Below are 25,853 nucleotides of genomic sequence, written 5' to 3' on the forward strand. Positions count from 1 at the left end.
GCGGTCGCAACGGAGACTATCATGCAGACAATCGAGAAAACCGCCGGACAGGTCATTGCCGGGGACACGCGCGCTTCGGTCGAAGCGGTCGATCAGGCCGTCGCCAGCCTCGCGACGCTATGCGCCAGCATCATTGAGGTAAGCACGGCGTCGAATATGCCAGTCGGCACCGCACAGGCGGCGCTGGCCAATGCCGGGGCGAGCCTGAACAGCATGATCGCCAGCCGTGCAGACATCGCCGCCGCCACGCGCGAACTGACAGCAATCCAGCGCAAGTCGAACTTGGAAAAGATGGACTTTGGTTGTCCGGGTGACCGGCGGACATCCGGAAGCCTCACCGATCATCCGGTTTTGCAATCTTCGGAGTAGTTGCTGCTATGGTGTTGCCGCTTGTCTTCCTTGCGCTTCTTTGCACTGCGCTGGCTCTTGGATGGCAAGCGGGCACCCGCAACGATAGGCAACTCGTCGCGGTCATTGCCTTATCGGCGTTCGCTTCTTTGGTTGCCGAGTTTCTGTTCGCCCCTTCGTTAATCGAAGAATCGGTCGCGCTAATCGACCTTGTCCTCCTCATCTTTCTAGTGCGCTTCGCTCTTCGCAGCGATCGGTACTGGCCTATCTGGTTCGCCGGTATTCACGCCGTCATCACCATCCTTGCGATTTCTGCCACCTTCGTCCCCATGGAAGCCTTTCGCCTTGATCTGCTCGGCGGCTTCTGGGCGATGGTTGCTTTGGGCCTCATGACAATCGGCCTGCTTCACGACAGGCAATCTCAGACCACCTAGACTTCGCCACTCCAAGACCCTACACCACTGCCATCCCCGGGGAGCCGCGCGGCTGAGAGGTGGGTTTCGCAACCCACGACCCGTTGAACCTGAACCCGTTAGCACGGGCGGAGGGAAGGGCAGTCTTTAAGGCCCGCATTCCCTCTGCCTTTTGGAGAGAGAGCACATGGCCGACATCAATTCGCAGTTCGAAATCGGCGTAACGACAGGCCCCATTCGCGGCAGCCGCAAGATCTATGTCGGGGATCGCCGCGTCGCTATGCGGGAGATCGATCTGGAGCCGACTTCGGGCGAGCCGCCGGTGCGGGTGTATGACACGTCCGGCCCCTATACCGACCCAGAAGCGAAGATCGATATCCGCGCCGGCCTGCCCAAGCTGCGCCGCGAATGGCAGCTGGAACGCGGCGATGTCGAGGAATATGACGCGCGCGAAATCAAGCCGGAGGATAACGGCCAACTCGGCCCCGACCGCAGCGGCGGCGTCCCCGCATTCCCCAATGTTGCCAAGCGCGTGCTGCGCGCCAAACCCGGTGCGAACCTCTCGCAAATGCACTACGCCCGGCGCGGGATCATCACGCCGGAAATGGAATATGTGGCGGAGCGCGAGAATCTTGGCCGCGCGCAGCTGCGCCAAGCGAGCCATGATCGCGGGCAAAGCTGGGGCGCCAGCATCCCCGACTATGTCACCCCCGAATTTGTGCGTGATGAAGTCGCCAGGGGCCGCGCCATCATCCCCTCCAACGTCAACCACCCCGAATGCGAGCCGATGGCGATTGGCCGCAACTTCCTCGTCAAGATCAACGCCAATATCGGGAACAGCGCCGTCGCATCCGACGTGGCGAACGAAGTCGATAAGATGGTCTGGTCGATCCGCTGGGGCGCGGACACCGTCATGGATCTCTCCACCGGCCGCAACATCCACGACACCCGCGAATGGATCATCCGCAACTCCCCCGTCCCCATCGGCACCGTGCCGATCTATCAGGCGCTGGAGAAGGTCGGCGGCGTCGCCGAAGACCTCACCTGGGAGATTTTCCGCGATACGCTGATCGAGCAGGCCGAGCAGGGCGTCGACTATTTCACCATCCATGCGGGCGTGCGCCTGCCCTATGTGCCGATGGCCGCCAAGCGCGTGACCGGCATCGTCTCGCGCGGCGGCAGCATCATGGCGAAATGGTGCCTTGCGCATCACAAGGAGAGTTTCCTCTACGAGAAGTTCGACGAGATCACCGAGATCATGAAGGCGTATGACATCGCCTATTCGCTGGGTGACGGCCTGCGCCCCGGCAGCATCGCGGACGCCAATGACGAAGCGCAATTTGCCGAGCTCTACACGCTGGGCGAGCTTACCCACCGCGCGTGGAAGCAGGATGTGCAGGTGATGATCGAAGGGCCGGGCCATGTGCCCATGCACAAGATCAAGGAGAATATGGAAAAGCAGCTGGAGGTGTGCGGCGAAGCGCCGTTCTACACGCTGGGGCCGCTCGTCACCGATATCGCGCCGGGATATGACCATATCACCAGCGGCATCGGCGCGGCGCAGATCGGCTGGTACGGCACGGCGATGCTTTGCTACGTGACGCCGAAGGAGCATCTCGGCCTGCCCGACCGCGACGATGTGAAGGTGGGCGTGGTGACCTACAAGCTGGCCGCCCACGCGGCGGATCTGGCGAAGGGCCATCCGGCAGCGCAAGTGCGCGACGATGCGCTGAGCAAAGCGCGCTTCGAATTCCGCTGGCGCGACCAGTTCAACCTGTCACTCGACCCCGACACGGCGGAAGCCTTCCACGACCAGACCCTCCCCGCCGAAGGCGCGAAGACGGCGCATTTCTGTTCGATGTGCGGGCCGAAATTCTGCTCGATGAAGATCAGCCAGGACGTGCGCGATTTTGCCTCCAAGCAGAACAGCGACCCCGACAGCTTCCTCGCCTCGACCAAATCCGGCGCGGATACCGCCGAGGAAAGCCGCCAGGCGGCGCTACGGGGGATGGAGGAGATGAGTGCGAAATTCCGCGAGGGCGGGGATTTGTATGTGAAATCGGATGACTGATGCCCACCGTTCTCCGGATCGGCCCGTACCGCTTCTATTTCTACAGCCACGAACCGAACGAACCGCCGCATATTCATCTCGATCGCGACGAGGCGACGGCAAAGGTCTGGCTGGCAGACGTTTCGCTCGCGCGCAGTCGTGGCTTTCGCCCGAAAGGGATCAATGCCATATTGGCGATTGTGAGCGAGCACCGGGCCAGTTTGAAGGAGGCGTGGCATGAGTATTTCGGAACGACTGACTGACGAGCGCGTCAGCGATGTTCGCTGCACCGAGGACGCGCTGGTTGTCGATCTGATGGATGGCCGCACAATCACCGTGCCGCTCGCCTGGTATCCCCGCCTCGCAGGCGCTTCTCCCGAGCAGCGCGCCAACTGGCAGACCTGCGGCGGCGGCTACGGCATCCACTGGCCCGATCTCGACGAAGACCTGAGCACCGAAGGCCTGCTGCGCGGCGCTCCTGCGCCAAAAGCGGCGTAATCGGGCGGTGATGGAGGACAGCGACCCCGACAGCTTCCTCGCCTCGACCAAATCCGGCGCGGATACGGCCGAGGAAAGCCGCCAGGCGGCGCTGCGGGGGATGGAGGAGATGAGTGCGAAATTCCGCGAGGGCGGGGATTTGTATGTGCGGGAGGGGTGAGTGATGGAAACAAGTCTCTATGTACAAGGAGGTGTGGGAGGCACAACCTTTGCCGACACGATCCAAGAAATCGTCCAAGAAGGTAAGTTTGATCGGCTGGATGTAGCTGTTGCTTATGCGACCACCGGTGGCGTAAATATCGTATTGGACGCGATAGAGGGACGTGATTTTCAGATTACTTGGTTGCTTGGACTTGATGATGCGATAACCCAGCCAAGTGTGCTCAAGCTTCTTTGGGATAGGGAAGACAGTCTTCTGAATGTTTGCTCATTAGGCCCCAGACGACGTTTTCACCCGAAGGTATTTCGTTTCTGGTCTAGTCACAATGCGAAGAGATCGGCCCTACTGCTTGGCAGCGGGAACTTGACCAACCACGGCCTTAAGAGGAACGCCGAGGCTGGAGCGCTTCTACTGGCTCAAACCAACAATGAAGCAAAACAACATCGGAGAGCTTGGAATTCCCTAATATCATTTGGCGAAAATCTCAGCGCGGAACGGCTCGCCGAGTACGAGGTAGAGTACAAACGAGCCAAGAAATCACGTTCGAAAACCTCGAAGAAATCAAAGCTTGCTATTTTGGGGGACGGGGAACTTGAGTCCAAGAAGGACGAGCCTCTTGCGCATAATGGGGTTCGTTGGATCGACATTCGCTCGGCCATGGCCAACGGGCGGGAAATCGAATTCCCGAAGGCAATGACGCAATACCTTGGCTTGCCTGCTCAAGGGAAGGCTCCGGTCGAAGTTTCCCTCAGGGGTAAGGCTGGTGATGTAGTTGCGGCGACATTCAAGTTTCGTGAAGACAATGGGATGTGGAGAATTCACATTCCAAAGGAAATACCGGGCTCGGACAGGCTCCGAATGAAGGCAAATGGAAAGCTGCAACCATCTACCAAAGCAGTTCTGTTGTCGGACGATCCGACGGCCGAAGCCACTTTTCTGGTCAGTTTCGTTGAGCTTGACAGTGACGAATACAAGAAATTGGTCGTTCGGGCCGAGGATGGGAAGCTTTCTGGCCGCACGAAGCCGGGAGTGGGAGGTCGGAACTACGGAGTTTTTTAGATACGACGAACCAGGTGCGGCGAAACCCTTGCGTCCCGTAGTCTAGAGTCAGCTATCTCAATGAAATCAGCAGGTTTGTTCTTGAATTGGACGGATTCTTGGTTCCTCTCAATTCCAATGAAGCGCCGCTCTTCCAACGCCGCTGCTAAAAGGAAGCTACCGCTACCGAAGGCGTTGTCGAGTACTACGTCACCTACATTTGTGTATGTTCTCACCAAGTAGCGTCCTAGGTCCAAGGGCTTCTGCGTGGGGTGCCATACTTGGCGACCGGGTTCGCTTTCTGCAGTTTTAAAATAGACAATATCTGAAGGATATCTTGAGCCTTCGCTTTTCACATGAACCGGCTGGAAGTCGCCGTAACATCCCGAAAGCTGATCCTTGCGTACACCTTTGTCGTACGGCTTCCCGGCTTTCATCTGCGGATTATATGTTGGAGGCTTTCCGTAGAATACGCAGATATCTTCGTGCTTTCGAAGGGGCTGCTTTTTGGCATTGAGAAAATTGGTCGACTTTGATTTTTCCCATACGATTTTGTATTTGAACCACTCTTCATTGGAGAGGATCAGTTTCGCCGTAAAAATGCCTTGAGACGTAAGGACAACGACACCGTTATCCTTGAGAACACGCCGATACTCTGCCCACAGTCGCTCAAGATTTATGACAGAGTCCCACTTGTTCTGTGTAGTGCCGTAGGGGAGGTCGCAAAGCACAAGATTGACCGATTCATCCGGAATTGTTGGAAGTATATCAAGGCAATCACCCTCAAAGAGAGTGTTTATATATTGATCTGCCTTACAAACTGTGCTCGTGGTCTCTTTAGTTCTCAACGCTCTCATAAGTTCTGGTGGCGGCGACTTGCGACCCGTTTCCCATTCTAAAACATCATGGTAGCTCGCTGAGAATTCGTCGACAATGTCGTGAATTTCAACACCAGCCTCTTCCCTTAGTGCCGAAAACTGCGACAAAACGAACCTCCTTTGTTCCGCCCCATTAGGGTCTACAGAGTTCCGCGAATCTGGGCAAGCCGTACCATATGATTATGTCCGAAATCGATGATTCTAAAACCCTTTCCTACACACCCCAATCTGTGCCTCATCCTGCCGGATGAGCAAGCACGATCACCCCTCCGCCGCCCCTTCTGACAACCCCGCCACCCGCCATGATGGCTGGTCGCTCGCCAAGCAGGCGGCGTTTCTGCGCCAGCTTTCCGCCACCCACTCGGTGACCGAGGCGGCGCGGTCTGTCGGGATGTCGCGGCAGTCGGCCTATCGGCTGCGCTCGCGATTGAAGGGGCAGGCGTTCGATCTCGCGTGGGAAGTCGCGTTCCACCATTCCTACGATGTGCTCGCCCATGCCGCGCTGGAGCGGGCGCTGAACGGGGTGGAAGTGCCGGTGTTCTTCCAGGGCGAGCAGGTCGGCAGCTATCGCAAATATGACGAGCGGCTGACGGTGGCGCTGCTGGCGCGCTTCACCATGGGCGGCAATCCCGCCTTCGGGCGGCCGGGCGCGACGACCGAGTGCCATGCGCGCGATTTCGAGGCGCTGCTGGCGAGGCTCGAAAACGGGGAGGCGGTGGCAACGGGTGCGCTGACGCCGGAGGATCCGGGCGAGTTTGACGGGTTGCGGATCGGCGGGATGGCGCGCGCAAACACGGCTGCCTTGCCCTGTCCGTCCGGCCTGTCCGACGCAGAGCTTATCGCGCATTTACAGGCGTTTGATGCGGAGCATGAAAAGTGACGCGGTGTCACCTTTGTCACCCGAACCGTTCGGAATCCGCGCCGAAATCGCTGGAACCTGCCGCATCGCTCCCCATATCGGTGAGATACCATCACATATGAGAGGAGCATCCCCCCGATGACCGAGAACCTGACCATCCAGTTCAATTCCGACAGTTCGGTAATGGGCACGCAGGAAGTGGCCGCGCGGATCGAGGCCATGCTGCACGACAAATTCGCGCGCTTTGCCGACCGGCTGACGCGGCTCGAAGTCCATGTCTCGGACGAAAACGGGCGCAAGGGCGGCGGGGAAGACAAGGCCTGCATGATCGAAGCGCGTCCGCGCGGTGGCAAGCCGATTGGCGTCACCGAACACGCGGCGAAGGTCGACGATGCGGCGCGCAAGGCGGCGAACACGATGGTGCAGCGGCTCGAACGCGTGCTCGGCAAGGAAGCCAAGCACAAGCACGATCCGCGGCCCGACAAGGTGATGTAAGGCGGGCGCGGACGGGGCGAGTTGCACTCAATTCGGGCGCTTTGCGACCGACCGAGCGCAAGGCGCGACCCGCAGGTGCCGCGCAGCCGGAACGTAGTCCCGGCTGAGCGAACAGCACCGAGGATGTGAGCGCGGATGCGCTCACACAGGTTAGCCGGGCCCGCGTCCTCGTCCGGCAGGGTCGGCATATTGGCCCGAATCGCGGTCGGTATAGCCGGTGCCGCGGCCATTGCCCGCCGGGTCGGCATATTGGCCAGAATCGCTATCGGTCAGGCCCGACTGGTAGCTGCCTCGCCCGCGCCCTTGTCCGGCGGGGTCGGCATAGGCGCCGCTGTCGCTGTCGGTCACGCCCGTGCCGCGCCCGCGCCCTGCAGGATCGGCATACTGGCCGCTATCGCTGTCGGTCACGCCGGTGGAATAGCCTCCACCCCGGCCATTGCCAGCGGGGTCGGCATATTGCCCGGCATCGCTGTCGGTAATGCCCGATGTGCCATAGCGGCCGGCAGTGCCGCGCCCCATTCCGGCGGGATCGGCGTAGGGCCCGCTATCGGCATCTGTCGGCCCGATGCCGACACAGCCCGAGAGGCCCGAGCCGACGGCAGCCGCGCCCGCCACGCGGACGAGAAAGGATCGACGGGTTGTGCGGTGTGCGCGTTTCATACTCTGTTACTCCCCCTAGTCTGGCCCATGGTCGCATCGGGCAATTCGAAAGCTGGCACGCGCCTTCTGAACGCGCAATGACCGCTTGTTGACTGCTTTGTTCAGCCAGCCACCCCGGCCTTGCGCAGCTCTGGCCCCAGCCTGCCGGTGAGCCACATAAAGTACATTTGGAAATCGGCGCGCAGGCTCCAGCCGGGATAGGTGAAGGTTGCCGGACGGTTCTTCTCGACGGTGAAATGGGCGAGCCACGCGAAGAAATATCCGGCGAGCGGCATGGCGAAAAGCCACCACAGATTGCCGCTGGCCAAGGCGAAAGCGGCTATGATGAAGACAAGGCTGGTGCCGACATAATGCAGCGCACGCGTCAAAGGCCGCGCGTGTTCCTGCAAATAGAACGGCCAGAACTGTTCGAAGGTCGTGAAACGGTTGGTGCCCATGCGCGCAATGCTGCGCCAAATCGCCAAGTGGTGCAAGGGGCGGGGTTTAGCTCTGTTGGAGGAAATGCTTTAAGCAGTGGGTGGGACGGTGAAGGGAAACACACTATGCTCAGAATGATACTCGCCGGTGCTGCGCTGGCGTTCGCGATCCCTGCTGCGGCGCAGGAGACGCCCGATTATACGCAGGTCTCTGTCGAAACCGCGCCGGTTACCGATGCCTATATCGCCGCTTACACCCGCCGCGACTGGGATGCGCTGGAGCCGCTGCTGGCCGATGATGCGCGCTTCTCCGATACAACCGCAACGCGGCTGTTCGGCCCGGTCCTGTCAGAGGGGCGCGAAGCCATTATGCAGCGCTTCCGCGTCAGCTATGCCAGTATCACGCATATGGAGTTCACGCACGGCACCCGCATCGTTTCGGGTGAGAACGGGATTTATGAAGGTGTGCTGCATTGGGGCCTTGATCTGGGGAACGGCACCATCGTGGATAGTGTCACCCCGATGGTGGTTTTGCTAACCGTGGCGGATGGCAAGGTCACCGAGCATCGGGATTATGTCGATTACGCACCGTTGCTCGCGGCCATTGAGGCTGCGCGAGGCGAATAGAGGTTAACCTTCCGGTTGCTGCGTTAGCCGTACAAGGCTCCAGTCATAACCCAGTTCGCGCACCCGCGCTTCGAGGAGCGCGCGGGTGGCGGCATCGGGCTGCGCTTCGCGGGTCAGCATCCACAGATATCGCCCGCTCGGCTCGCCCACGATCGACCAGCTATACTGTCCGCTGGCGTCGGGTTCCCCGCGGTCGAGCACCCAGTAGTCGCCGAAGAAGGGGCCGAAGAAGCTGACTTCCAGCTTCGCGCCATTGCTGCCATCCACCACCCTTGCACGCCCTTCGGACTGGCGGAATTCGCCGTCGAGCCCGTCCTGATAGCAGGAATTGACCACGCGGATGGTCGACGCGCCGCTGGTCTCGCGCAGCGAGTATTCGGCAGTCACGCCTTCGCAGCCACGTTGGAACGGGGCTTCGTAGCGGCCATATTCGTACCATGTGCCAAGATAGGCCTCCAGCGCCACCGGCTGCGCGGGCTCGGGCACAGCCACATTGCCGACAGGGCCGGGCGAACCGACGCAGGCGGGAAGCGAAAGGGCAAGTGCGGCGGCGATGGCGATGCGGGGTGTCATGCAAGCTCAATGCCTCAAAGAGCACAGCGTTCCGCAGCGGCTCCCTTCTAAGCTAGCCTCGTGGCGTGCAGGATCTGCGGGATTTCCTTCTTCACCGCGAAGAAGCCCGCGCGGGCGTGGGGGAAGGTTTGGCGGCTGGTTTCGGGCAATAGCTGGATGGGGGCATGACGCTCCAGCCCCGGCCAGAGCGCATCGCGCGTCCATCCGGTGGGCAGGTAGGGGGTGACGATCCGGGTAAGGCCTGCATTCTCCAACAGCGAAGCCAGCGATGTTTCCTGCGTCCATTCCGCTGTCGGGCAGGCAAAAGCCGCGCCCGCCGCTTCCATCCCGCTGCGCACCGCGCCATGTGCGAAGTCGCTTGCATAGGTGCCGACGGGCTGCGGCGAGCGGGCGTGGGGCCGCGCGGCACCGATCACCAGCGCCGGGGGATGCGGCAGGTCGAGCAGGCAATGGCTCGCGCCTTCATCGTGCAACAGCAGCGCAAAAGGCTGCGCGAAGGCGGACGGATAGGGCGCGGGTGGCAGGCCGAGTCTTTGGCGGCCATGCTGTTCCCCTTCGGTGAGCGGTTCGACGTGCCGCGCAAGCCCCTCTGCTGTCAGCGGCCCGTCGGGGTGATGCTCCGTATAGCGGGCAATATTCTCGGCCCGCGCCAGATAGGTTTTGCCCACCGTATGCAGCCCGCCGACCCAGCGCCAGCTCAGTGTGTTGGAGGCCGCATCGCCGTCCATCAAATGCCGCAAAAAGAAATCAGCGCCCAAGGCCCAGTCGAGCTTCAGCGTGAAAATCCAGATGCTGGCGAACCACATCCGCGCGTGGTTGTGGAGATAGCCTGTCGCCACCAGTTCGCGCGCCCAATGATCGAACGCGGCGATGCCGGTGCGGCCCTCGATGGCTTCGGCATAGGCTTTCGTCAAACCCGCATTGCCCGTCAACGCGGCGAAAGCTTCGTCCCGCTGGCGACCATAGGCTGCCCAGATGGACGGACGCTGTTCCAGATAGCCTTTGAAATAAAGGCGCCAGAACACCTCGGCGATGAACTTCTCGGCCTGATCGGGCGAGTGCTTGGTCAGCACGGCCGCCAGCACTTCGCGCTCGCCCAGCAGGCCGGCGTGCAGCCACGGGGACAATTGCGAGACATTGTCCCGCTTCACGCCGTTATCGTGATTGCGGGATGCAGCATATTTGCGCCCGGCATGGGAGACAAAGCCGTAAAGCCGGTTCAATCCGGTGGAGCGGTTGGGGGCAAAATCCATGCGGCTTCAACCGGAGGAGAGGCGATTGCGTTCCCGCCGCCCGCGCGATTTCCGCGACCCTTTGGCGCCGCCTACGGGATTTAGGGCAGGCGGCGCACTTATTCGGAACATCGCTACGTAGCTGGCGTTGATGGCCCGAACGCTTGCGCGAAATAATCTGCGCGTGACGCTCGTTTCTACCATCTCGCAAACCGGAAAATTTCCGAAAGGACGCATGATGAAAAAGCTTACTCTTGTTCTCGCTTCTGCTGCATCGCTGGCGCTGGTCGCCTGTGGCACCCCCGCTGAAGAAACCGACACCGCCGCCGACGAAACCGCAATGGCGGATGAGACGATGACCGACGCGCCCGCCACCGGCACGATCGTGGATGTTGCCAGCGGCAATGAAGACTTCTCGACGCTGGTCGCGGCTGTGACCGAAGCGGGTCTGGGTGAAACGCTTTCGGGTGAAGGCCCGTTCACCGTTTTCGCGCCGAACAACGCCGCTTTCGCCAAGATTCCGGCTGAAACGCTGACCGAACTGACCACCAACGACACCGATACGCTGACCGCGATCCTCACCTATCACGTGGTGGAAGGCAATGTGGATGCGGCGACGCTGGTGCAGGCGATCACGGATGCGGGCGATGCGGGTTACACCGTCACCACCGTGGGTGGCGGCACGCTGACCGCGACGCTCGACGGCGAGAACGTGGTGCTGACCGACGCCGCTGGCGGCACCTCGACCGTGGTTGCCACCGATGTGGCCGCGTCGAACGGCGTGATCCACGTCATCGATACGGTGCTGATGCCGCAGTAATTGGGCATTGCATGACACAAAGGGAAAAGGCGGGTCGGTTGCGGCCCGCCTTTTTCTTGCCCGACATCGCCTTGCTAACAGGATTTGGCCCATGACACCGCCGCTTGCCCGCCTGCTCGGCTTTGCCGGGCTGCTCCCCCAACTGGCCTGCGCGCTCGCCATATGGTTCGGGCCGGAGGAATGGCGCTGGACAGCCTTGGCGATGGGCTGGGCCTATGCCGCGTTGATCTTCAGCTTTCTGGGCGGATTGTGGTGGGGTCTGGCTGCCGGTTCTCCTGACGAGGCCCGCCGTGCGCCTGCCTGGATCTGGTTCGCGGCAGTCGTCCCCAGCCTGATTGCTTTTGCTACCTTCGCCCCATGGGTGTTTGGTTACACTTGGCCCATTCCGTCACTGTTGGTGCTCGGCATTGGCATTCTGTTGAGCCCGCTGGTGGACACGCGGCTGGTCACGATCCGCCCTGTATGGTGGATGGGCCTGCGCGTCCCCCTGTCGCTGGGATTGGGCCTTGCGACGCTGGCGCTCGCCGTAGGCTAGGGAAACTAGCTTTAGCGTTCTTTGCCCGCCGAGGAGGCGAAGCTGGTGAACAGCATCCGTGTTTCGGGCGCCATCTCGCCCGGCAGGCTGCCCGCGAATTCGGTGGCGCTTCCCGCGGCGGTCAAGGGCAGGGCGATGACCCGCATCGACCAGTCGGGGCATTCGCGTTCGGTGATCTCGTCACGGCGCAGGATGCTGAGGCCCTGATGGCGGCTATCCTGTTGGATGCGGCCCATGGTGGCGTTGACCACCCGCTCCGCTCCTTCGAGCAATTGCATGAAGCGCGCGCCATCATACACCAGCATTCCGGTAACCCCGCAGCGGGCATTGGTGCGCGAGGCCTGCGCCTGTAATGCGGCAAGCTCCTCAGCGGCTAGCGCGCCGCTGCTTGTGCTGACATATACGAGCGATATCATGGCCTCTCCCGCCGCTTGCATTATAGGCAGGGCGGACAGGGTCAAGATGTTGCGGCATGAAGGAGCGTGGGTGATGACGGTTTGTATTGCGAGGCGGGCTGCCCGCGCTGCCGTATTGGCCGCGTTCGCGCTAGCGGGGTGCAGCAATGCCGTGTCCGATGCCGCGCCCGGCGATACCGGGGATATGGAACCCTTTGCCGCAATCGCGCCCGAAGACACTTTGCGGCTGACCGGCACAGAGCCGTTCTGGGGCGCAACGATTGCCGGTGATACGCTGCAATGGTCAACGTCCGAATTGCCCGATGGCATCACCGTGCCGATCACCCGCTTTGCAGGGCGCGGCGGCTTGTCTTTCAGCGGCGAGCTGGAGGGCGCGGCGCTCGATATCTCCATCGTGCCGGGGGACTGTTCGGACGGAATGAGCGACCGCACCTATCCCTTCTTCGCCGTCGTGCAGATCGGCGGAGAGACGCGCGAAGGCTGCGCCTGGCGCGAGGGCGTTGACGCGCTCGGGGAGCCGTAAGCTGCCTTAAAACAGCCCCGGCACCTCGTATTGCGCATAGCTCATATCGCGCAGGTTCGGCGTGAGCGGGCCTGCATCATCCACCGACTGCACGCCCACGCCACCACCGGCAATCGCGGTGCAGCTACGCCCGGCGAGATAATCGAGCGCGGTGGCGATCATCGTCTCGCTCGGATCACCCAGCTGGGTGAAGATATCGTCATTGGCGCGGCAGCTATTGGGCACGGTGCTGGCAAGGCCGGTGAAATATTCGCCCAACCCGTCGCGATTGGTGATCTGGATTGTCACCGGGCGGAACCGGTCATCGCACGCCGCGAGATCGAACCCCGATTGCCCCACCGGCTTGCCGAAGGTGTTTTCGCCGATCAGCGCGATGTCGACATAAGGCTGCATCGAATTGATGACGAGCTCGCTCGCCGAGGCGGTGGAGCGGGTGCCGATGAAAGCGATCTTGGTCGGCGCAATCGAATCGGCGGTGGGTGCGAAGCGGTGTACCGAGTTGTTGTTCGCCCGTTCCTGCCGGAATTCGATCTGGCTGTAGATCTGGCCTGTCAGGCCCGCGCCCATCAGATCACCCATCACATCGGCCACCGAAATCCGACCGCCGCCGTTATAGCGGAAGTCGATAATCAGCTCGGTAATCCCGGCCGCGCGGAAGCTGCGGAAAGCGGTGCGCAGATCGTCATTGGCGCTTTCCACCGAGAAGGTGCGCAGATTGATATAACCAACCTGCTTGCCGCCATCATTGATGATGAGCGCGCCATAGCGGTCCGATACCGGATCGAGCGAGAAATCGGCCTTGGCGAGCGTAACTTCACGCGTCACCCCGTCCTGGTCTAGCACGCGCAATACGCGGCTGGTGCCCGGCGTGCTGGGGCCAAGCGCATTGGACACCGCCGCCGCGCCGCCAGTGGCGAACAGCGAATTGACGGTCTGCAGGTTCGCGGAACTGGTGCCAATGGCGAGAATTTCCGAACCGCGATCAATATTCGCGCCGAGTGCCGGAGTGCCTTCGAACGTTTCGATCACAAAAGCGCGGCGATTGCCGCTGTCATATGCGAGGCGGAAGCCGAACCCGGCGGTCGCCCCGCTATTGTTGAAGGCCTCTTCTTCCTGGATGGAGGTGATGAAGCTGAAGAAGCGGTCGATATTCTGCGCCCGCGCGGGGGCGACCAGATCATCGATATAATCCTGCGGGTCGGTAATCCCGGCACGGCTGACATTGCTGGCGACCAGATTGGGGAAGAGATACCAGTCTTCCATCACGTCATCGATAAAGTCGAGCCGTTGGCCGATGGTGCAGCCGGTGCCACCTCCGCCGCCGCCCCCGCCGCCCGTGGCAATCGGAGTTGGTGTCGGGCTGCTGCCGCCGCCGCAGGAAACCAGCATAGCAGCTGTGGCGATGGCGAGTGCGATTTTCGAAGTGCGCATAGAAACCGGTTCTCTTTCAGGTGCCTGTCATGTCCCCACCGTCGCGAAGCCTATCGCTGGCGCGGGGCGGTGGCAAGTCAAGCTGTGTCAAATTCCGCCGCCCCTTCTGCCAAGCCGATTCCTTCGACAGGCTGAACGAAGCGCAGTCTTGCATTGGCGCGGGGCAGGCGGCAGAGCCTCTTGCGGATTCGCCTTTACCGGCGCTGCAAAAGGGCAGCGCGCAAGTTGCAGGATGTTACGCATGGCAGACACTCCCCCCCAATGGCTCGCCGCCGCGCTGGGCAAAGGCGCGGGCGAACTGCGCCAGGGCCATGGCAAGCTCGTCGCCGCGCGGTTTGGCTCGGCAGAGGTGACGGGGAAATCCGGCTTTACCCTGTCCTCCCCCGCCTTCCGAGCGGGCGGGGAACTCGATCCGTCCTTTACTGCTGATGAGGAGGACTCGGTCGCCCCGCCGCTCGAATGGACAGCGCCGCCTGCGGGCACGATGGAACTGGTGCTGATCGTCGAGGACGCCGATTTCCAGACGGGGGAGCCGTTCTGCCACTGGCTGGTGTGGGGATTGCCCGGCCAGCAGGGCAAGCTGCTCGAAGGCGAGGCTCCGCCGCGCGTGGGCAAGAACGCTTTCGGCAATTCCGAATGGCTGCTGCCCGACCCGCCAACGGGCGACAAACCGCATGATTATGTATTCCAGCTTTTCGCGCTCGACCTGCCTCTGACACTGATGCCGGGCGCGAATCGGGAGGAGCTGATCGCGGCCATGGATGGCCATGTGATCGGCTTGGCAATGGTTACAGCAACTTATGCCCGTGAAGAAGGCGGGGATTACGACTGGGAAGGCGAAGACGAGGCCGATTGAAGCGTATAGACCCGTCTCCGGCATTTTTGACTGAAAGGAAAATTCAACAATGGCTGCCAAGAACAATGCTCTCAACAAGCCGGTGAACCTGTCATCGGAGTTGGAGGCCGTCGTAGGCAAAGGCCCGATGACCCGCGCCGAAGTTACCAAAAAGGTGTGGGATCACATCAAGGCGAACAGCCTGCAGGATTCCAAGGACAAGCGCATGATCAATCCCGACGCCAAGCTGGGCGCGGTGATCGGCACTGAGCAAATCTCGATGTTCAAGATGACGGGTGCCGTTTCCAAGCACATGAGCTGATCGCTCTGCTATCAGACTGACACGAAAAACGGGCGGGCGGCCAGCAGGCTACCCGCCCGTTTTACATTGCCGGAAGGCGCGCGGTTCAGCCGCCTTGCGAAAACGCCCCGAAAATCCAGATGGCGGACAGGATACCGATTGTCGCCAGCAGGCTGACCGCCAGAATCCAGCGGACATGGCCGGTCTTTTCGCCCGCCATCGCATCGTCATCCTCGATGTGGATTTGGTCCTTGTCTTGCTCGCTCATAGCCATGCCTTTCCGTCCGTTTCGGTTGTCCTAACCGGATTTACGGACGGGAAGGCGCGAGGTTCCGCAAATCCCCGCAGGCCTAGTCGCGCAAAAGCTCGTTAATGCCGGTTTTGGAGCGGGTTTGCGCGTCCACCGTTTTGACGATCACGGCGCAATACAGGCTCGGCCCCGGCGTGCCATCGGGAAGCGGCTTGCCAGGCAGCGCGCCGGGAACGACCACCGCATAGGGCGGCACTTCGCCGCGATGCACTTCGCCCGTTTCGCGGTTCACGATCTTGGTCGACGCGCCCAGATACACGCCCATGGAGAGCACCGCGCCTTCGCCCACGCGCACGCCCTCGGCCACTTCTGCGCGCGCGCCGATAAAGGCACCGTCGCCGATGATCACCGGGCCGGCCTGCAAGGGTTCGAGCACCCCGCCAATCCCCGCGCCGCCGGAGATATGCACATTCTTGCCGATTTGCGCGCAGGAGCCGACCGTGGCCCAGGTGTCCACCATCGTCCCTTCATCGACATAGGCGCCGATATTGACGAAGCTGGGCATCAGCACCGTGTTCGGCGCAATGTAAGCACCGCGGCGCGCCACTGCGCCCGGCACCACGCGGAAGCCTGCCTCGGCAAAGCGATCCTTGCCCCAACCGGCAAATTTGCTCGGCACCTTGTCATAGGCAGGATGCCCCGCGCTGCCGCCTTCGATCACGCGGTTGTCCGACAGCCGGAACGACAAGAGCACCGCCTTCTTGAGCCACTGGTTCACTTGCCAGCTGCCGCCATCGACCGGCTCGGCCACGCGCGCCTCGCCCTTGTCGAGCAGTTCGATCGCTTCTTCGACCATGCGCCGCACATCGGTGCTGGCAGGGGTTACATTGGTGCGGTCTTCCCACGCGGCTTCGATACCTGCGATCAATTCTGCGCTCATGTAACTGGCCTTTCCCTTGCGGCGAACATTTGCTGAAGCGGCTAGCCACTTGCGGAAGGCGGCACAAGCCCGCTTGGCGGCAAGCTGCGGGGAACGCTTGCGTGTTCATTGCTGGTTATGGCGATATCTGGCAGGCAGTAAGTCCGCAAAAACGGGGTCGCGATTGGGACGTTTGGAATCTTCGACAGTGTGGCGAAGCTGGCATTGCGGTGTCGCCGGTGCCGCGCTGCTGGCGCTGACGGCGTGCGGCGGCGGGGCAGGCGCGCGCCCGCCGATCAGTCGCCCCGCGCCCGTGCCGACACCGACACCGACACCGACACCTACTCCCACGCCAACTCCGACGCCCACTCCGACTCCGCCCCCTGTCGGCGGCTTTCCGGTGCAGGCGGTGCCGCCCGCGTTCAACACCCGCGAATTCCGCCAGTCTGACGGGCCGGGCCAGCACAATGCCGCCAGCGCATGGGCGCAAGGTGCAACCGGGCAAGCGGTCACCATCGCGGTGATCGATACCGGCATTGACCCCGACAATCCCGAATTTGCGGGGCGTCTTTCCCCCGCCTCGATCGATATTGTCGCCGATCGCGGGCTCGAAGCGCCGGACGATCACGGCACGCTGGTCTCGCTCGTTGCTGCCGCCGCGCGCGATGATACCGGCATTCAGGGGATCGCCTTCGATGCGACCATCCTTGCGATCCGCGCCGATTCGGTCGGGAGCTGTCAGGAAAACGGTGCGTCTTCCGATCTCACCTGCTCTTTCTTCGACGAGGATATTGCTGCGGGGATTGACCATGCGGTGGCAAACGGGGCGAAGGTCATCAATATCTCGCTCGGCGGGTCGGACGGGATTTCTGCGCAACTGCGCACCTCCGTCATCAATGCAGTCGATGCCGGTGTCCTCATCGTCGTTGCCTCGGGCAATGACGGGATGGACGAACTGGACGGGTTCGGACGGCAATTGGCCGCTGCAGGCGATGGCGGGCTGATCATCGTGGGATCGGTTGACGAGGATTATTCCGTTTCGGATTTCACCAACCGCGCCGGACAGGATGCGGACAGGTTCTTGTCCGCCAGAGGGAGCAGCATTTGCTGCGTCTATCAGGATGGCCAGCTATTCGTGGACGATGAAGGCTTTGTCTTCCTGTTTTCGGGCACCAGCTTCGCCTCCCCGCAAGTTGCCGGTGCCGCTGCGTTGCTGGCGCAGGCCTTCCCGCATTTGACCGGGCGGCAGATTGCCGAGATCCTGCTCGAAACCGCCTTCGATGCAGGCGCAGCGGGAGCCGATCCGGTGTTCGGGCGCGGCATTCTTGATATTGCGGCAGCGTTCCGGCCGTTGGGAGCCACGGCGATTGCGGGGCAGAATGTCGGCCTTGCGCTGGCAGACAGCACGTTGGTCGGTTCGCCCGCGATGGGCGATGCGCTGGGCACGGCCTCGCTCCCCACGCTGGTGACCGACCGTTACCAACGGGCGTTCGAGACCGATCTGGGTGGCACGGTGCGCAGCGCCGAACTGCGGCCGCGCCTGCACGGGGCGGTGGGCGGGCAGACGCGCTCGCTCTCCGGCGGGGTGGGCGGGGCGAGTCTCGCCTTCACCATCGATGATCGCGGGCCGCAGCCCTTGCAACTGACCCGCACCGAAGCCGAAACCGCGCGGGTGCTGGCCGCGCAGGTTGCGCTGCACCTCGCGCCCGAAACGCAGTTGGCTTTCGGTTACCGGCAGAGCGCGGATGGCGTGGTGGCGGGCTTGCAAGGGCAGGATCGCCCGGCCTTTATGATCGCCGCCTCGCCGCGCGGTGACAGCGGCGGGCTGAAAAGCCACGATGCGGCGATTGCTGTGCGCCAGCAGATCGGGCCGTGGGGACTGACGGTGAGTGCCGAAAGCGGTTCGACATACACCGCCGCCACTGTCCGCCATGCGGCCTTGCTGCGTGGACAGCGGCTGGACGAGAACGTGGCGAGCTTCGGCCTTGCGCTCGACCGGCGGCTGGGCACGCTCGAAACCGCCTTCGGCCTCACCTGGCTCGCCGAGGAGCAGACCGTGCTTGGCGCGCGCTTCCACGAAGGGTTCGGCCTTGCAGGCAGCGACACGCTGTTTGCCGATGCCGATATCGGCTGGCGCATCGATCCGCACTGGCGGCTGGGGGCAAGTTGGCGGCACGGCTTTACGTCGCTGCGCGACGCGCCACTGGTGGGCGAGGGGTCACGGCTGACCAGCTATGGCTGGAGCATGGATGTCGAACGCCGGGGCTTCCTCGCATCGGACGACACGCTGGCGCTGCGCCTGTCGCAGCCGCTGCGGGTCAGCGATGGCGGGCTCAACCTGCTCTTGCCGAGCAGTTTCAGCTACGAAACCCTGCAACCCGATGCCTATACGATCCGCACGCTCAGCCTCTCGCCTGACGGGCGTGAGCTGACCGGCGAATTGGCGTGGCGCGGTCGGTTGCTGTACGGCTTTGGCGGTGCGAGCCTGTTCTACCGCCACCAGCCGGGGCATTTCGCCCGCCAGCCCGCGGATATCGGCGTAGCCGTGCGATGGTCGCGCGCTTTCTAGAGCCGGTTCAACGCATCAGGTTTCGGGTGAAATCAACAAGGCCCGTCTGCCGCGCGCGGCGCATCCGCTCGGCTTCGAGGATCATCCGCACCTTGGCAAAGCAGGCGTCGATATCGTCATTGACGACGACATAGTCATAGCCGTCCCAATGGCTGATTTCGTTGCGCGCCCGCGCCATCCGGCTTTCGATCACCGCGTCGCTGTCGGTCGCGCGGCCGCGCAGGCGCTCTTCCAATTCGTCAATGCTGGGCGGCAGCAGGAACACGCGGACAACATCCGTCTCCATCCGCTGGTAAAGCTGCTGGGTGCCCTGCCAGTCGATATCGAAGAGGAAATCGCAGCCTTCCTTCAGGCCCGCTTTGATCTGCGCCTTGGGCGTGCCGTAATTGTTGCCGAACACCTCGGCCCATTCAACCAGCTCGCCCGCTTCGACCATCCGCTGGAACTCGGCCTCGTCGATAAAGTGGTAATCCACCCCGTCGACTTCGCCCGGGCGCGGCGGGCGGGTGGTGACCGATACCGACATGGCGATGTCCGCGTCCTCGGCCAGCAGGCGGCGGGCAATCGTCGTCTTGCCCGTCCCCGATGGCGAGGAGAGGATGAACATCAGTCCGCGGCGTTGAAGATTGTCCGATCGAGCCATTGTCTGCCTCTGCCGCAGGGGAGCACCCGAAATCAAGCGTCCTTCGCTGCTATGCGCGGTTAATCGCGGGGCGCGCGCTGCTGCTTTGCCTTGCGCTTGAGCTGGCTGCGATCGAACAACGTCTTGGCGACAAGGCCGGTGCCCACCAGTGCGAGGCCGGGCAATGATCGCGCCGCGAGCCGCGTGGCGGCAAAGCGGGTGACGCGGTGAGCTGTGGAGCGGCTTTTCATCGCCTTCTTGGCAAAGGCTCGCGAATATTGCTGTCCAAGCAAGGCCCGCGCTGCCGCCTCGCGCGAGACAAAGGTAACTGCACCGAGCACGATTTCGGCAATCAGCAGATTGGTGTCCGGATTGGGGCTGGGGCCAAGCGCGGGCACCGTATCGGGCGCGTCACGCTGGTCATCCGAACTCGCCATCGCCTTACACTCCGTTGCCGCTACTTCTTCCGCCCGAAATCCACTGTGACGACATTGGAGCCGTCCTCGCTCGACGTGATATCGGCCAAATCGGGGCCGTCCCCGTCGGCAGAACCGTCATTGGTCGCATCGTCATGCTCGGCGGGCGTGTCATCTTCCACAATCGCCTGGAATTGCAGCCCGAAATCGACCGCCGGATCGACGAAAGCGGTGATCGCGGCGAAGGGAATATTCAGCTTCGACGGGATCTGGTTGAAGCTCAGCCCCACCGAAAATCCGTCCTCGCGCACGTTCAAATCCCAGAACTTGTTCTGCAACACGATGGTCATTTCATCGGGGAAGCGTTCGCGCAGGGACTTGGGAATATCCACCCCCGGCGCGCCGGTTTTGAACGTGATATAGAAATGGTGCGCCCCCGGCAGCGATCCGCCGGTTTCCTGCACCGATCCGAGCACGCGCCCCACCACCGCGCGCAGGGCTTCCTGCACGATCTCGTCATACGGAATAAGGCTATCGGGCGTGTTGTCGCTCATATCCGCTAGGTGGCGGCGGCAATTGCTCAGGTCAAGCGGCAATCGGCGGTTATGCGGGCTTTCAGATGGCTTGCGCGACGCGACAGGCGGCCTATAGGCAAGCGCCATGCGAACAGGCCGGATAGAACGCAAAACCAAGGAAACCGACATCCTCGTAGAGGTCAATCTCGACGGGACGGGCACCTATGATATTCACACCGGGATCGGCTTTCTCGATCATATGGTGGAACAATTAAGCCGCCATTCGCTGATCGACGTGACCATGAAAGTCGACGGCGATCTGCATATCGACCAGCACCACACCACCGAAGACAGCGCCCTGGCTTTGGGGCAGGCCTTGGCGGCGGCGATGGGCGACAAGGGCGGCATCGGCCGCTACGGCGAAGCGCATTCGCCGATGGACGAGACGCTGGCGCGCGTTGTGCTCGATATTTCGGGCCGGCCCTATCTGGTGTGGAAAGCCCGTTTCACGCAGGAAAAGCTGGGCGAATGGGACACCGAGCTAATCGAGCACTGGTTCCACTCTGTCGCGCAGACAGCGGGTCTGACGCTGCACATCCAGCTGCTCTACGGAAGCAACAACCACCATATTTGCGAGAGCATCTACAAAGGTTTCGCCCGCGCGATGCGCCAAGCGGTGGAGCTCGACCCGCGCAAAGGCGGGGCGGTGCCTTCGACCAAGGGCCAGCTTGGTGGTTGAACGATCCGCAGGATCGCAAGGGCGACCGCCCGCCCGCAGCGGGGCCGCAGCGGAGCGGAGGCCGTCTAGCGAGGAAGCGCGCCCGGATGGGCATGCGCAAAACAAAAATGTCTGAAGCAATCGCCCTCATCGATTACGGCGCGGGCAACTTGCATTCTGTCTACAACGCCCTGAACGCTGCGGGAGCGGGGCACGTAGCTGTCACCGCCGATCCCAAGCTGGTGCGCGGCGCGCAGCGCATTGTGCTGCCTGGCGTGGGAGCTTTCGGCGCGTGCCGCAAGGGCCTCTGGGCGATCCCCGGCATGATCGAGGCGCTGGAAGAGCGCGTTATCGAGAAAGGCGTCCCCTTCCTCGGCATTTGCGTCGGGATGCAGCTGCTCGCCACACGCGGGCTGGAGCACGGCACGCATAAGGGGCTCGGCTGGATAGCGGGCGATGTGAAACTGATCGAGCGCACCGACCCGCTAATCAAAGTCCCGCATATGGGCTGGAACGATGTTGCGCTCACGCCGCATGCGCGGGCGCATCCGCCGCTGGAGGAGGGCGAGGCCTATTTCCTCCATTCCTACCACTTCGCGCCCGAAAATGGCCACGATATCGCCGCGATGACCGATCACGGCGGAGGCCTTGTCGCCGCGGTGGCGCGTGACAATATTCTCGGCGTGCAGTTCCATCCCGAAAAGAGCCAGCGTTACGGGCTGGATTTGCTCGCCCGGTTTCTGGAGTGGAAGCCATGATCGTATTCCCCGCCATCGACCTCAAAAGTGGCGAAGTCGTGCGCCTTGCCGAGGGCGATATGGATCGCGCCACTTTTTATGGAGACGATCCCGCCGCGCAGGCGATGATCTTTGCCGGGGCAGGCGCGCAGCATCTCCATGTGGTCGATCTCGACGGTAGCTTTGCGGGCGAGACGAAAAACCGCGAGGCGGTGGAGGCGATTGTCAAAGCCTTCCCCGGCTATGTCCAACTGGGCGGCGGCATCCGCAACGCGGCGCAGGTGGAAGCGTGGTTCAACCTTGGCGTGGCGCGCATCGTGATGGGTTCTGCCGCGCTCAAGAACCCCGATTTCGTCAAGGACATGGCGCGTGAATGGGAAGGCGGCATCGTTGTTGCCGTCGATGCGCGGGACGGCATGGTGGCGACCGAGGGCTGGGCTGAAGTATCCGACGTTCCGGTCACCGAGATGGCGCGCCGGTTCGAGGATGCGGGCGTTGCGAGCCTGCTTTTCACCGATATCGGGCGCGACGGGCTGCTGAAAGGCTGCAACGTGCAAGCGACGGTCGATCTGGCGCGCAGCGTGGATATTCCGGTTATCGCCAGCGGCGGCGTGAAAGGGCTGGACGACATCCACATGCTCGCGCTGCACCGCAACGAGGGGATCGAGGGCGTGATTACGGGGCGGGCGCTCTATGAAGGCCGGCTCGATCTGGCGACCGCGATTGCGATGGCGAACCGGTGATTCCGCTTTGGCTTCATATTGCTGCTGCGGTGAGCTGCATCATGTCCATTATCTGGGTTTGGCGCAGCTTCCTGTCTGGGAGCTTCTTCTCACCTGACGGCTATGCTTTCACGCGAAGTCGCGATCCGGTTGGATTCTGGGGTATGTTCGCTCTGTTCACCCTAGCCTGTGTATGCCAACTTCTTACCGTTGGATGGCTGACAATAGAGCGAATTATCACATGACCGTCCGCATCCGCGTCATCCCATGTCTCGACGTTGCCGACGGCCGCGTGGTGAAGGGTGTGAATTTCGTCGACCTTAAGGACGCGGGCGATCCGGTCGAGCAGGCGCAGGCCTATGATGCGGCGGGGGCGGACGAGCTGTGTTTTCTCGACATTTCCGCCAGCCATGAAGGGCGCGGGACGCTGCTCGATATTGTGCGCCGCACGGCGGAAGTGTGCTTTATGCCGCTAACCGTAGGCGGCGGCGTCTCGAGCGTGGAAGATGCGCGCAAGCTGCTGCTGGCTGGCGCGGACAAGGTGGCAGTGAACTCCGCTGCGGTGAAACGCCCCGAAATCATGGCCGATATTGCCGACCGGATGGGCAGCCAATGCGCGGTCGCCAGCGTGGATGCGCGCAGGGTCGAGCCAGGACGCTGGGAAATCTTCACCCATGGCGGGCGGCGCGCGACGGGCATCGATGCGCTCGAACATGCGGTCAGGCTCGCCGAACTGGGCGCGGGCGAATTGCTCGTCACCAGCATGGATGGCGACGGAACGCAGGCGGGATATGATCTCGCCCTCACCCGCGCCATCTCCGATGCGGTGAGCATTCCGGTGGTCGCGAGCGGCGGCGTCGGCAATCTCCAGCATCTGGTCGAGGGCGTCACCAAGGGCGGCGCAAGCGCGGTGCTGGCGGCGAGCATTTTCCACTTCGGAGCGCACACGATTGCCGAAGCCCACGCCGCCCTGCGTGCTGCCGGATTGCCTGCAAGAGGCGTCTGATTCGATACGACAATTTACACCTTCGCAGTCTGCCAGTGCCATGGCGGGACAGCCCCGCCAGCGCGCTTGTGCAATGCGGCAAAAAGGCGGATTTGCTGCCCCGCATGACACACTGGTTTGCCCCCGCCGCGCTTGTCCTGATCGCCGCTTCCCCCGCAGCAGCGCAGGGCTTTGCCCAAATTCCCGAGGCCAACAGCATCACGCTCTTCGCGCTCGGAGTGCTCGGCGTGATTGTCGGGCGGCGTTTGTCGACGCGCCGGTCGGACAGGGACGACTGACCGCTTGACTGTCCGGCGCGCCGTGGCAAGGCCGTGGCGATGGACACTCTCACCCGCCTCGAAGCCTTGATCGCCGCGCGCCGTAGCGCCGCACCCGATGCAAGCTATGTCGCCAGCCTGCACGCGAAGGGCCTGCCCAAAATCGCCGAGAAACTGGGCGAGGAAGCGACCGAAACCGTCGTCGCCGCGCTGGTGGGTGGCGATGCCGATCTGACCGGCGAAGCGGCAGACCTGCTGTTCCACCTGCTCGTGCTGCTCGGCGCAAAAGGGATTGCGCTCGCCGATGTTCTGGCCGAACTGGAGCGCAGGGAAGGCGTTTCGGGCCTCGCCGAAAAGGCCGCAAGGGGGGAAACCGCATGACAGTCGATCCGGCCAAGCCGTACGATCCAGACAATATCTTCGCCAAAATCCTGCGCGGGGAAATCCCCTGCAACACGGTGTATGAGGATGAGCACGCGCTCGCCTTCCACGACATCAACCCGCAGGCGCCGGTGCATATTCTGGTGGTGCCCAAGGGCGCCTATGTTAGCTGGGACGATTTTTCCGCCAGCGCGAGCGAAGCGGAGATCGCCGGTTTCGTGCGCGCGGTGGGCCATGTCGCGCGCGAGCAGGGGCTGGTGGTGCGCGGATACCGGCTGCTCGGCAATATCGGGCGCAATGGCGGGCAGGAAGTGCCGCATCTGCACATCCACCTGTTCGGCGGAGGGCCGCTGGGGCCGATGCTGGCGGGCTGATCCTCCGGCGCGCGTTCCGCCTACCGCAGCAAAGATTCGCTCTGCCGCTTAACCCTCTTTTTTTACGCCCGACCGCGCTGTAAGCGAGCATTCAGCCATGCGCGACCAATTGTATCCTCCCTCAGGTTTTATCGACGGGACGCGGCACCTTTATGCGGTGCGCGTTTTCTTTGAGGATACCGATTTGTCCGGCATCGCTTACCACGCCAATTACCTGAAATGGTGCGAACGCGCGCGCAGCGATCTGTTGCGCGTGCTCGGCATAGACCAGCGCGCGGCGATGGAAGCAGGGGAGGGCTATTACGCCGTCTCCGAAGCCAACATAAAGTGGAAACTTCCGGCGGGCCTTGACGATGTGCTGCTTGTGGAGACCACCTGCACAAAACTTCGCGCCGCCAGTGCGCATATGCTACAGCGCGTCATGCGCGGCGAGGAATTGCTCGCCGAGATTGCCATTACCGCCGCTTTTCTCTCCTCCGAAGGCCGCCCGCAGCGCCAACCTGCTGCCTGGCGCGCGGCCTTTGCAACTTTTGTCCAGAAAGACCCTGAATGAGCCTTTTTGCCACGCTTTCCGCCGCCGCCGCGGCTGCCCCCACGCGGCTCGATCCGGTCGAGCTGTTCATGGCTGCCGATATCATCGTGCAGGCGGTGATTGTCGGCCTGGTGCTTGCCTCGATCTGGGTGTGGGCGATCATTTTCGGCTTCTCGCTGAAAATGGCCAATGTGAAGCGCAAATGCAGCGCGTTTGAAGACGAGTTCTGGAGCAATGCCGATCTTGACGCGCTGCTCGACGGGCGGGGGAAGAAGGACAACCCCTCGGCGCGTATCGCCGCTGCCGGGATCAACGAATTCCGCCGCAGCCACAAGGCGGGCTTGCGCGATCGGGACGCGGCGCGCGCGCGCATTGCGCAGGCGATGGACGGGCAAGTGGCGTTCGAAGCCGATGCGCTGGCAGACCGGCTGGGTTTTCTGGCGACGGTCGGCTCGGTCGCGCCGTTTGTCGGTCTGTTCGGCACCGTTTGGGGCATCATGAACAGCTTCTTCCAGATCGGCATCCAGCAGAACAGCTCGCTCGCCGTGGTGGCGCCGGGGATTGCCGAGGCGCTGTTTGCGACCGCCATCGGCCTGTTCGCGGCCATTCCGGCGGTGATCGCCTATAACCGCCTCTCGCACACGGTGAACGGCTTCGAAGCGCGCATGACCCGCTTTGCCGACCGTGTGCACGCGCAGGTCAGCCGCGAAATGGAGGCGGTGTAGCC

37 protein-coding genes and 1 riboswitch are annotated in these 25,853 nt (G+C 62.5%); of the genes, 25 read left to right on the forward strand and 12 right to left on the reverse strand.

Annotated elements, in window-relative coordinates:
• Positions 1 to 21 precede the first annotated feature (21 nt).
• The 7 genes from GC121_RS07805 (at position 22) to GC121_RS07830 (ending at position 4,528) form a co-directional block, all read left to right on the forward strand.
• Positions 22 to 369 carry a hypothetical protein gene (locus GC121_RS07805; protein ID WP_151973653.1) on the forward strand — a complete coding sequence of 116 codons (348 nt, stop codon included), beginning with the start codon at positions 22 to 24 and terminating at the stop codon, positions 367 to 369.
• Between the two features lie 8 nt (positions 370 to 377).
• Positions 378 to 782 (forward strand): hypothetical protein, encoded by a 405-nt coding sequence (locus GC121_RS07810; protein ID WP_151973655.1) that lies wholly within the window; start codon positions 378 to 380, stop codon positions 780 to 782.
• Positions 783 to 809: 27 nt separating this feature from the next.
• Positions 810 to 915, forward strand: a riboswitch (TPP riboswitch).
• A 33-nt stretch (positions 916 to 948) separates the two neighbouring features.
• Positions 949 to 2,832 carry a phosphomethylpyrimidine synthase ThiC gene (gene thiC, locus GC121_RS07815; protein ID WP_151973657.1) on the forward strand — a complete coding sequence of 628 codons (1,884 nt, stop codon included), beginning with the start codon at positions 949 to 951 and terminating at the stop codon, positions 2,830 to 2,832.
• Positions 2,832 to 3,074, forward strand: a complete 243-nt coding sequence (locus GC121_RS07820; RefSeq protein ID WP_151973659.1) for a DUF4160 domain-containing protein — start codon at positions 2,832 to 2,834, stop codon at positions 3,072 to 3,074. Before thiC ends, GC121_RS07820 begins: the two co-directional genes overlap by 1 nt.
• On the forward strand, positions 3,049 to 3,309 hold the full coding sequence (locus tag GC121_RS07825) for a DUF2442 domain-containing protein (RefSeq protein WP_151973661.1): 261 nt from the start codon (positions 3,049 to 3,051) through the stop codon (positions 3,307 to 3,309). The genes GC121_RS07820 and GC121_RS07825 overlap by 26 nt, the downstream gene beginning before the upstream one ends.
• A 10-nt stretch (positions 3,310 to 3,319) precedes the next feature.
• Positions 3,320 to 3,469, forward strand: coding sequence for a hypothetical protein (locus GC121_RS15295; RefSeq protein ID WP_199857797.1), 150 nt, complete (start codon positions 3,320 to 3,322; stop codon positions 3,467 to 3,469).
• A gap of 3 nt (positions 3,470 to 3,472) precedes the next feature.
• On the forward strand, positions 3,473 to 4,528 hold the full coding sequence (locus GC121_RS07830; protein WP_151973663.1) for a phospholipase D family protein: 1,056 nt from the start codon (positions 3,473 to 3,475) through the stop codon (positions 4,526 to 4,528).
• Here the strand turns inward: GC121_RS07830 and GC121_RS07835 are convergent.
• Positions 4,525 to 5,493 carry a site-specific DNA-methyltransferase gene (locus GC121_RS07835; protein ID WP_199857798.1) on the reverse strand — a complete coding sequence of 323 codons (969 nt, stop codon included), beginning with the start codon at positions 5,491 to 5,493 and terminating at the stop codon, positions 4,525 to 4,527. The genes GC121_RS07830 and GC121_RS07835 overlap by 4 nt on opposite strands.
• A 139-nt stretch (positions 5,494 to 5,632) precedes the next feature.
• Here GC121_RS07835 and GC121_RS07840 point away from each other — a divergent pair, with 139 nt between their 5' ends.
• The gene (locus GC121_RS07840; RefSeq protein WP_151973664.1) at positions 5,633 to 6,265 is read left to right on the forward strand and encodes a hypothetical protein; all 633 of its coding nucleotides are present in this window, start codon (positions 5,633 to 5,635) and stop codon (positions 6,263 to 6,265) included.
• 117 nt (positions 6,266 to 6,382) lie between these two features.
• Positions 6,383 to 6,739, forward strand: coding sequence for an HPF/RaiA family ribosome-associated protein (locus GC121_RS07845; protein WP_234421163.1), 357 nt, complete (start codon positions 6,383 to 6,385; stop codon positions 6,737 to 6,739).
• A gap of 150 nt (positions 6,740 to 6,889) precedes the next feature.
• Here GC121_RS07845 and GC121_RS07850 read toward each other — a convergent pair whose 3' ends face one another.
• Both GC121_RS07850 and GC121_RS07855 read right to left on the reverse strand, forming a co-directional pair.
• Positions 6,890 to 7,399, reverse strand: coding sequence for a hypothetical protein (locus GC121_RS07850; RefSeq protein ID WP_151973666.1), 510 nt, complete (start codon positions 7,397 to 7,399; stop codon positions 6,890 to 6,892).
• Positions 7,400 to 7,500: 101 nt separating this feature from the next.
• The gene (locus tag GC121_RS07855; protein WP_151973668.1) at positions 7,501 to 7,836 is read right to left on the reverse strand and encodes a DUF962 domain-containing protein; all 336 of its coding nucleotides are present in this window, start codon (positions 7,834 to 7,836) and stop codon (positions 7,501 to 7,503) included.
• A gap of 105 nt (positions 7,837 to 7,941) precedes the next feature.
• On the opposite strand from GC121_RS07855, the gene GC121_RS07860 reads away from it, so the two are divergent.
• On the forward strand, positions 7,942 to 8,442 hold the full coding sequence (locus tag GC121_RS07860) for a nuclear transport factor 2 family protein (RefSeq protein WP_199857799.1): 501 nt from the start codon (positions 7,942 to 7,944) through the stop codon (positions 8,440 to 8,442).
• A gap of 3 nt (positions 8,443 to 8,445) precedes the next feature.
• Here GC121_RS07860 and GC121_RS07865 read toward each other — a convergent pair whose 3' ends face one another.
• A complete protein-coding gene (locus tag GC121_RS07865; protein ID WP_151973671.1) occupies positions 8,446 to 9,015 on the reverse strand; it encodes a lipocalin family protein in 570 nt (189 codons plus the stop codon).
• 47 nt (positions 9,016 to 9,062) lie between these two features.
• Entirely contained in the window at positions 9,063 to 10,268 is a 1,206-nt protein-coding gene (locus GC121_RS07870) for an FAD-binding domain-containing protein (RefSeq protein WP_151973672.1), read from the reverse strand.
• Between the two features lie 217 nt (positions 10,269 to 10,485).
• Here GC121_RS07870 and GC121_RS07875 point away from each other — a divergent pair, with 217 nt between their 5' ends.
• The gene (locus GC121_RS07875) at positions 10,486 to 11,067 is read left to right on the forward strand and encodes a fasciclin domain-containing protein (protein ID WP_151973674.1); all 582 of its coding nucleotides are present in this window, start codon (positions 10,486 to 10,488) and stop codon (positions 11,065 to 11,067) included.
• 91 nt (positions 11,068 to 11,158) lie between these two features.
• Entirely contained in the window at positions 11,159 to 11,602 is a 444-nt protein-coding gene (locus GC121_RS07880; protein WP_151973676.1) for a DUF3429 domain-containing protein, read from the forward strand.
• Positions 11,603 to 11,613: 11 nt separating this feature from the next.
• Here the strand turns inward: GC121_RS07880 and GC121_RS07885 are convergent, their stop codons facing one another.
• Complete coding sequence (locus GC121_RS07885) at positions 11,614 to 12,018, reverse strand: BLUF domain-containing protein (RefSeq protein WP_199857800.1); 405 nt, start codon at positions 12,016 to 12,018, stop codon at positions 11,614 to 11,616.
• Positions 12,019 to 12,091: 73 nt separating this feature from the next.
• Here GC121_RS07885 and GC121_RS07890 point away from each other — a divergent pair, with 73 nt between their 5' ends.
• Entirely contained in the window at positions 12,092 to 12,541 is a 450-nt protein-coding gene (locus GC121_RS07890) for a COG3650 family protein (protein ID WP_151973680.1), read from the forward strand.
• Between the two features lie 6 nt (positions 12,542 to 12,547).
• Here GC121_RS07890 and GC121_RS07895 read toward each other — a convergent pair whose 3' ends face one another.
• Positions 12,548 to 13,972, reverse strand: coding sequence for a S41 family peptidase (locus GC121_RS07895; RefSeq protein WP_151973682.1), 1,425 nt, complete (start codon positions 13,970 to 13,972; stop codon positions 12,548 to 12,550).
• A gap of 241 nt (positions 13,973 to 14,213) precedes the next feature.
• Between GC121_RS07895 and GC121_RS07900 the strand changes: the two genes are divergently transcribed.
• Entirely contained in the window at positions 14,214 to 14,828 is a 615-nt protein-coding gene (locus GC121_RS07900; RefSeq protein ID WP_151973684.1) for a YbhB/YbcL family Raf kinase inhibitor-like protein, read from the forward strand.
• A 49-nt stretch (positions 14,829 to 14,877) separates the two neighbouring features.
• On the forward strand, positions 14,878 to 15,129 hold the full coding sequence (locus GC121_RS07905; protein ID WP_151973686.1) for an SWIB/MDM2 domain-containing protein: 252 nt from the start codon (positions 14,878 to 14,880) through the stop codon (positions 15,127 to 15,129).
• A gap of 85 nt (positions 15,130 to 15,214) precedes the next feature.
• Here GC121_RS07905 and GC121_RS15300 read toward each other — a convergent pair whose 3' ends face one another.
• On the reverse strand, positions 15,215 to 15,376 hold the full coding sequence (locus tag GC121_RS15300; protein ID WP_199857801.1) for a hypothetical protein: 162 nt from the start codon (positions 15,374 to 15,376) through the stop codon (positions 15,215 to 15,217).
• An 82-nt stretch (positions 15,377 to 15,458) separates the two neighbouring features.
• Complete coding sequence (dapD, locus tag GC121_RS07910; protein ID WP_151973688.1) at positions 15,459 to 16,298, reverse strand: 2,3,4,5-tetrahydropyridine-2,6-dicarboxylate N-succinyltransferase; 840 nt, start codon at positions 16,296 to 16,298, stop codon at positions 15,459 to 15,461.
• A 172-nt stretch (positions 16,299 to 16,470) separates the two neighbouring features.
• Here dapD and GC121_RS07915 point away from each other — a divergent pair, with 172 nt between their 5' ends.
• Complete coding sequence (locus tag GC121_RS07915) at positions 16,471 to 18,846, forward strand: S8 family peptidase (protein WP_151975659.1); 2,376 nt, start codon at positions 16,471 to 16,473, stop codon at positions 18,844 to 18,846.
• A 7-nt stretch (positions 18,847 to 18,853) separates the two neighbouring features.
• Here the strand turns inward: GC121_RS07915 and gmk are convergent, their stop codons facing one another.
• The 3 genes from gmk to GC121_RS07930 all read right to left on the reverse strand — a co-directional run bounded on the left by gmk (position 18,854) and on the right by GC121_RS07930 (position 20,438).
• Entirely contained in the window at positions 18,854 to 19,453 is a 600-nt protein-coding gene (gmk, locus tag GC121_RS07920) for a guanylate kinase (RefSeq protein WP_151973690.1), read from the reverse strand.
• Positions 19,454 to 19,548: 95 nt separating this feature from the next.
• Positions 19,549 to 19,905: a hypothetical protein gene (locus tag GC121_RS07925; protein WP_151973692.1), complete on the reverse strand. Its 357-nt coding sequence runs from the start codon at positions 19,903 to 19,905 to the stop codon at positions 19,549 to 19,551.
• A gap of 20 nt (positions 19,906 to 19,925) precedes the next feature.
• Positions 19,926 to 20,438 carry an SspB family protein gene (locus GC121_RS07930; protein ID WP_151973694.1) on the reverse strand — a complete coding sequence of 171 codons (513 nt, stop codon included), beginning with the start codon at positions 20,436 to 20,438 and terminating at the stop codon, positions 19,926 to 19,928.
• Positions 20,439 to 20,544: 106 nt separating this feature from the next.
• On the opposite strand from GC121_RS07930, the gene hisB reads away from it, so the two are divergent.
• From hisB to tolQ, 9 genes are all read left to right on the forward strand, one after another.
• Positions 20,545 to 21,138: an imidazoleglycerol-phosphate dehydratase HisB gene (hisB, locus tag GC121_RS07935; protein ID WP_151973696.1), complete on the forward strand. Its 594-nt coding sequence runs from the start codon at positions 20,545 to 20,547 to the stop codon at positions 21,136 to 21,138.
• 107 nt (positions 21,139 to 21,245) lie between these two features.
• A complete protein-coding gene (gene hisH / locus GC121_RS07940; protein WP_151973698.1) occupies positions 21,246 to 21,875 on the forward strand; it encodes an imidazole glycerol phosphate synthase subunit HisH in 630 nt (209 codons plus the stop codon).
• Positions 21,872 to 22,597 (forward strand): 1-(5-phosphoribosyl)-5-[(5-phosphoribosylamino)methylideneamino]imidazole-4-carboxamide isomerase, encoded by a 726-nt coding sequence (gene hisA / locus GC121_RS07945; RefSeq protein WP_151973700.1) that lies wholly within the window; start codon positions 21,872 to 21,874, stop codon positions 22,595 to 22,597. The genes hisH and hisA overlap by 4 nt, the downstream gene beginning before the upstream one ends.
• A gap of 220 nt (positions 22,598 to 22,817) precedes the next feature.
• A complete protein-coding gene (hisF, locus tag GC121_RS07950) occupies positions 22,818 to 23,582 on the forward strand; it encodes an imidazole glycerol phosphate synthase subunit HisF (RefSeq protein WP_151975660.1) in 765 nt (254 codons plus the stop codon).
• A 104-nt stretch (positions 23,583 to 23,686) separates the two neighbouring features.
• The gene (locus GC121_RS07955; protein ID WP_151973702.1) at positions 23,687 to 23,860 is read left to right on the forward strand and encodes a PEP-CTERM sorting domain-containing protein; all 174 of its coding nucleotides are present in this window, start codon (positions 23,687 to 23,689) and stop codon (positions 23,858 to 23,860) included.
• A gap of 39 nt (positions 23,861 to 23,899) precedes the next feature.
• Positions 23,900 to 24,220, forward strand: a complete 321-nt coding sequence (locus GC121_RS07960) for a phosphoribosyl-ATP diphosphatase (protein ID WP_151973704.1) — start codon at positions 23,900 to 23,902, stop codon at positions 24,218 to 24,220.
• Positions 24,217 to 24,594, forward strand: a complete 378-nt coding sequence (locus tag GC121_RS07965) for a histidine triad nucleotide-binding protein (RefSeq protein ID WP_151973706.1) — start codon at positions 24,217 to 24,219, stop codon at positions 24,592 to 24,594. Before GC121_RS07960 ends, GC121_RS07965 begins: the two co-directional genes overlap by 4 nt.
• A gap of 97 nt (positions 24,595 to 24,691) precedes the next feature.
• A complete protein-coding gene (locus GC121_RS07970; protein ID WP_151973708.1) occupies positions 24,692 to 25,147 on the forward strand; it encodes a YbgC/FadM family acyl-CoA thioesterase in 456 nt (151 codons plus the stop codon).
• Positions 25,144 to 25,851 (forward strand): protein TolQ, encoded by a 708-nt coding sequence (gene tolQ / locus GC121_RS07975; protein ID WP_151973710.1) that lies wholly within the window; start codon positions 25,144 to 25,146, stop codon positions 25,849 to 25,851. Before GC121_RS07970 ends, tolQ begins: the two co-directional genes overlap by 4 nt.
• The last annotated feature ends 2 nt before the right edge of the window (positions 25,852 to 25,853 follow it).

The sequence above is a fragment of the Erythrobacter sp. EC-HK427 genome (assembly GCF_902498745.1).
GTDB lineage: Bacteria > Pseudomonadota > Alphaproteobacteria > Sphingomonadales > Sphingomonadaceae > Alteraurantiacibacter.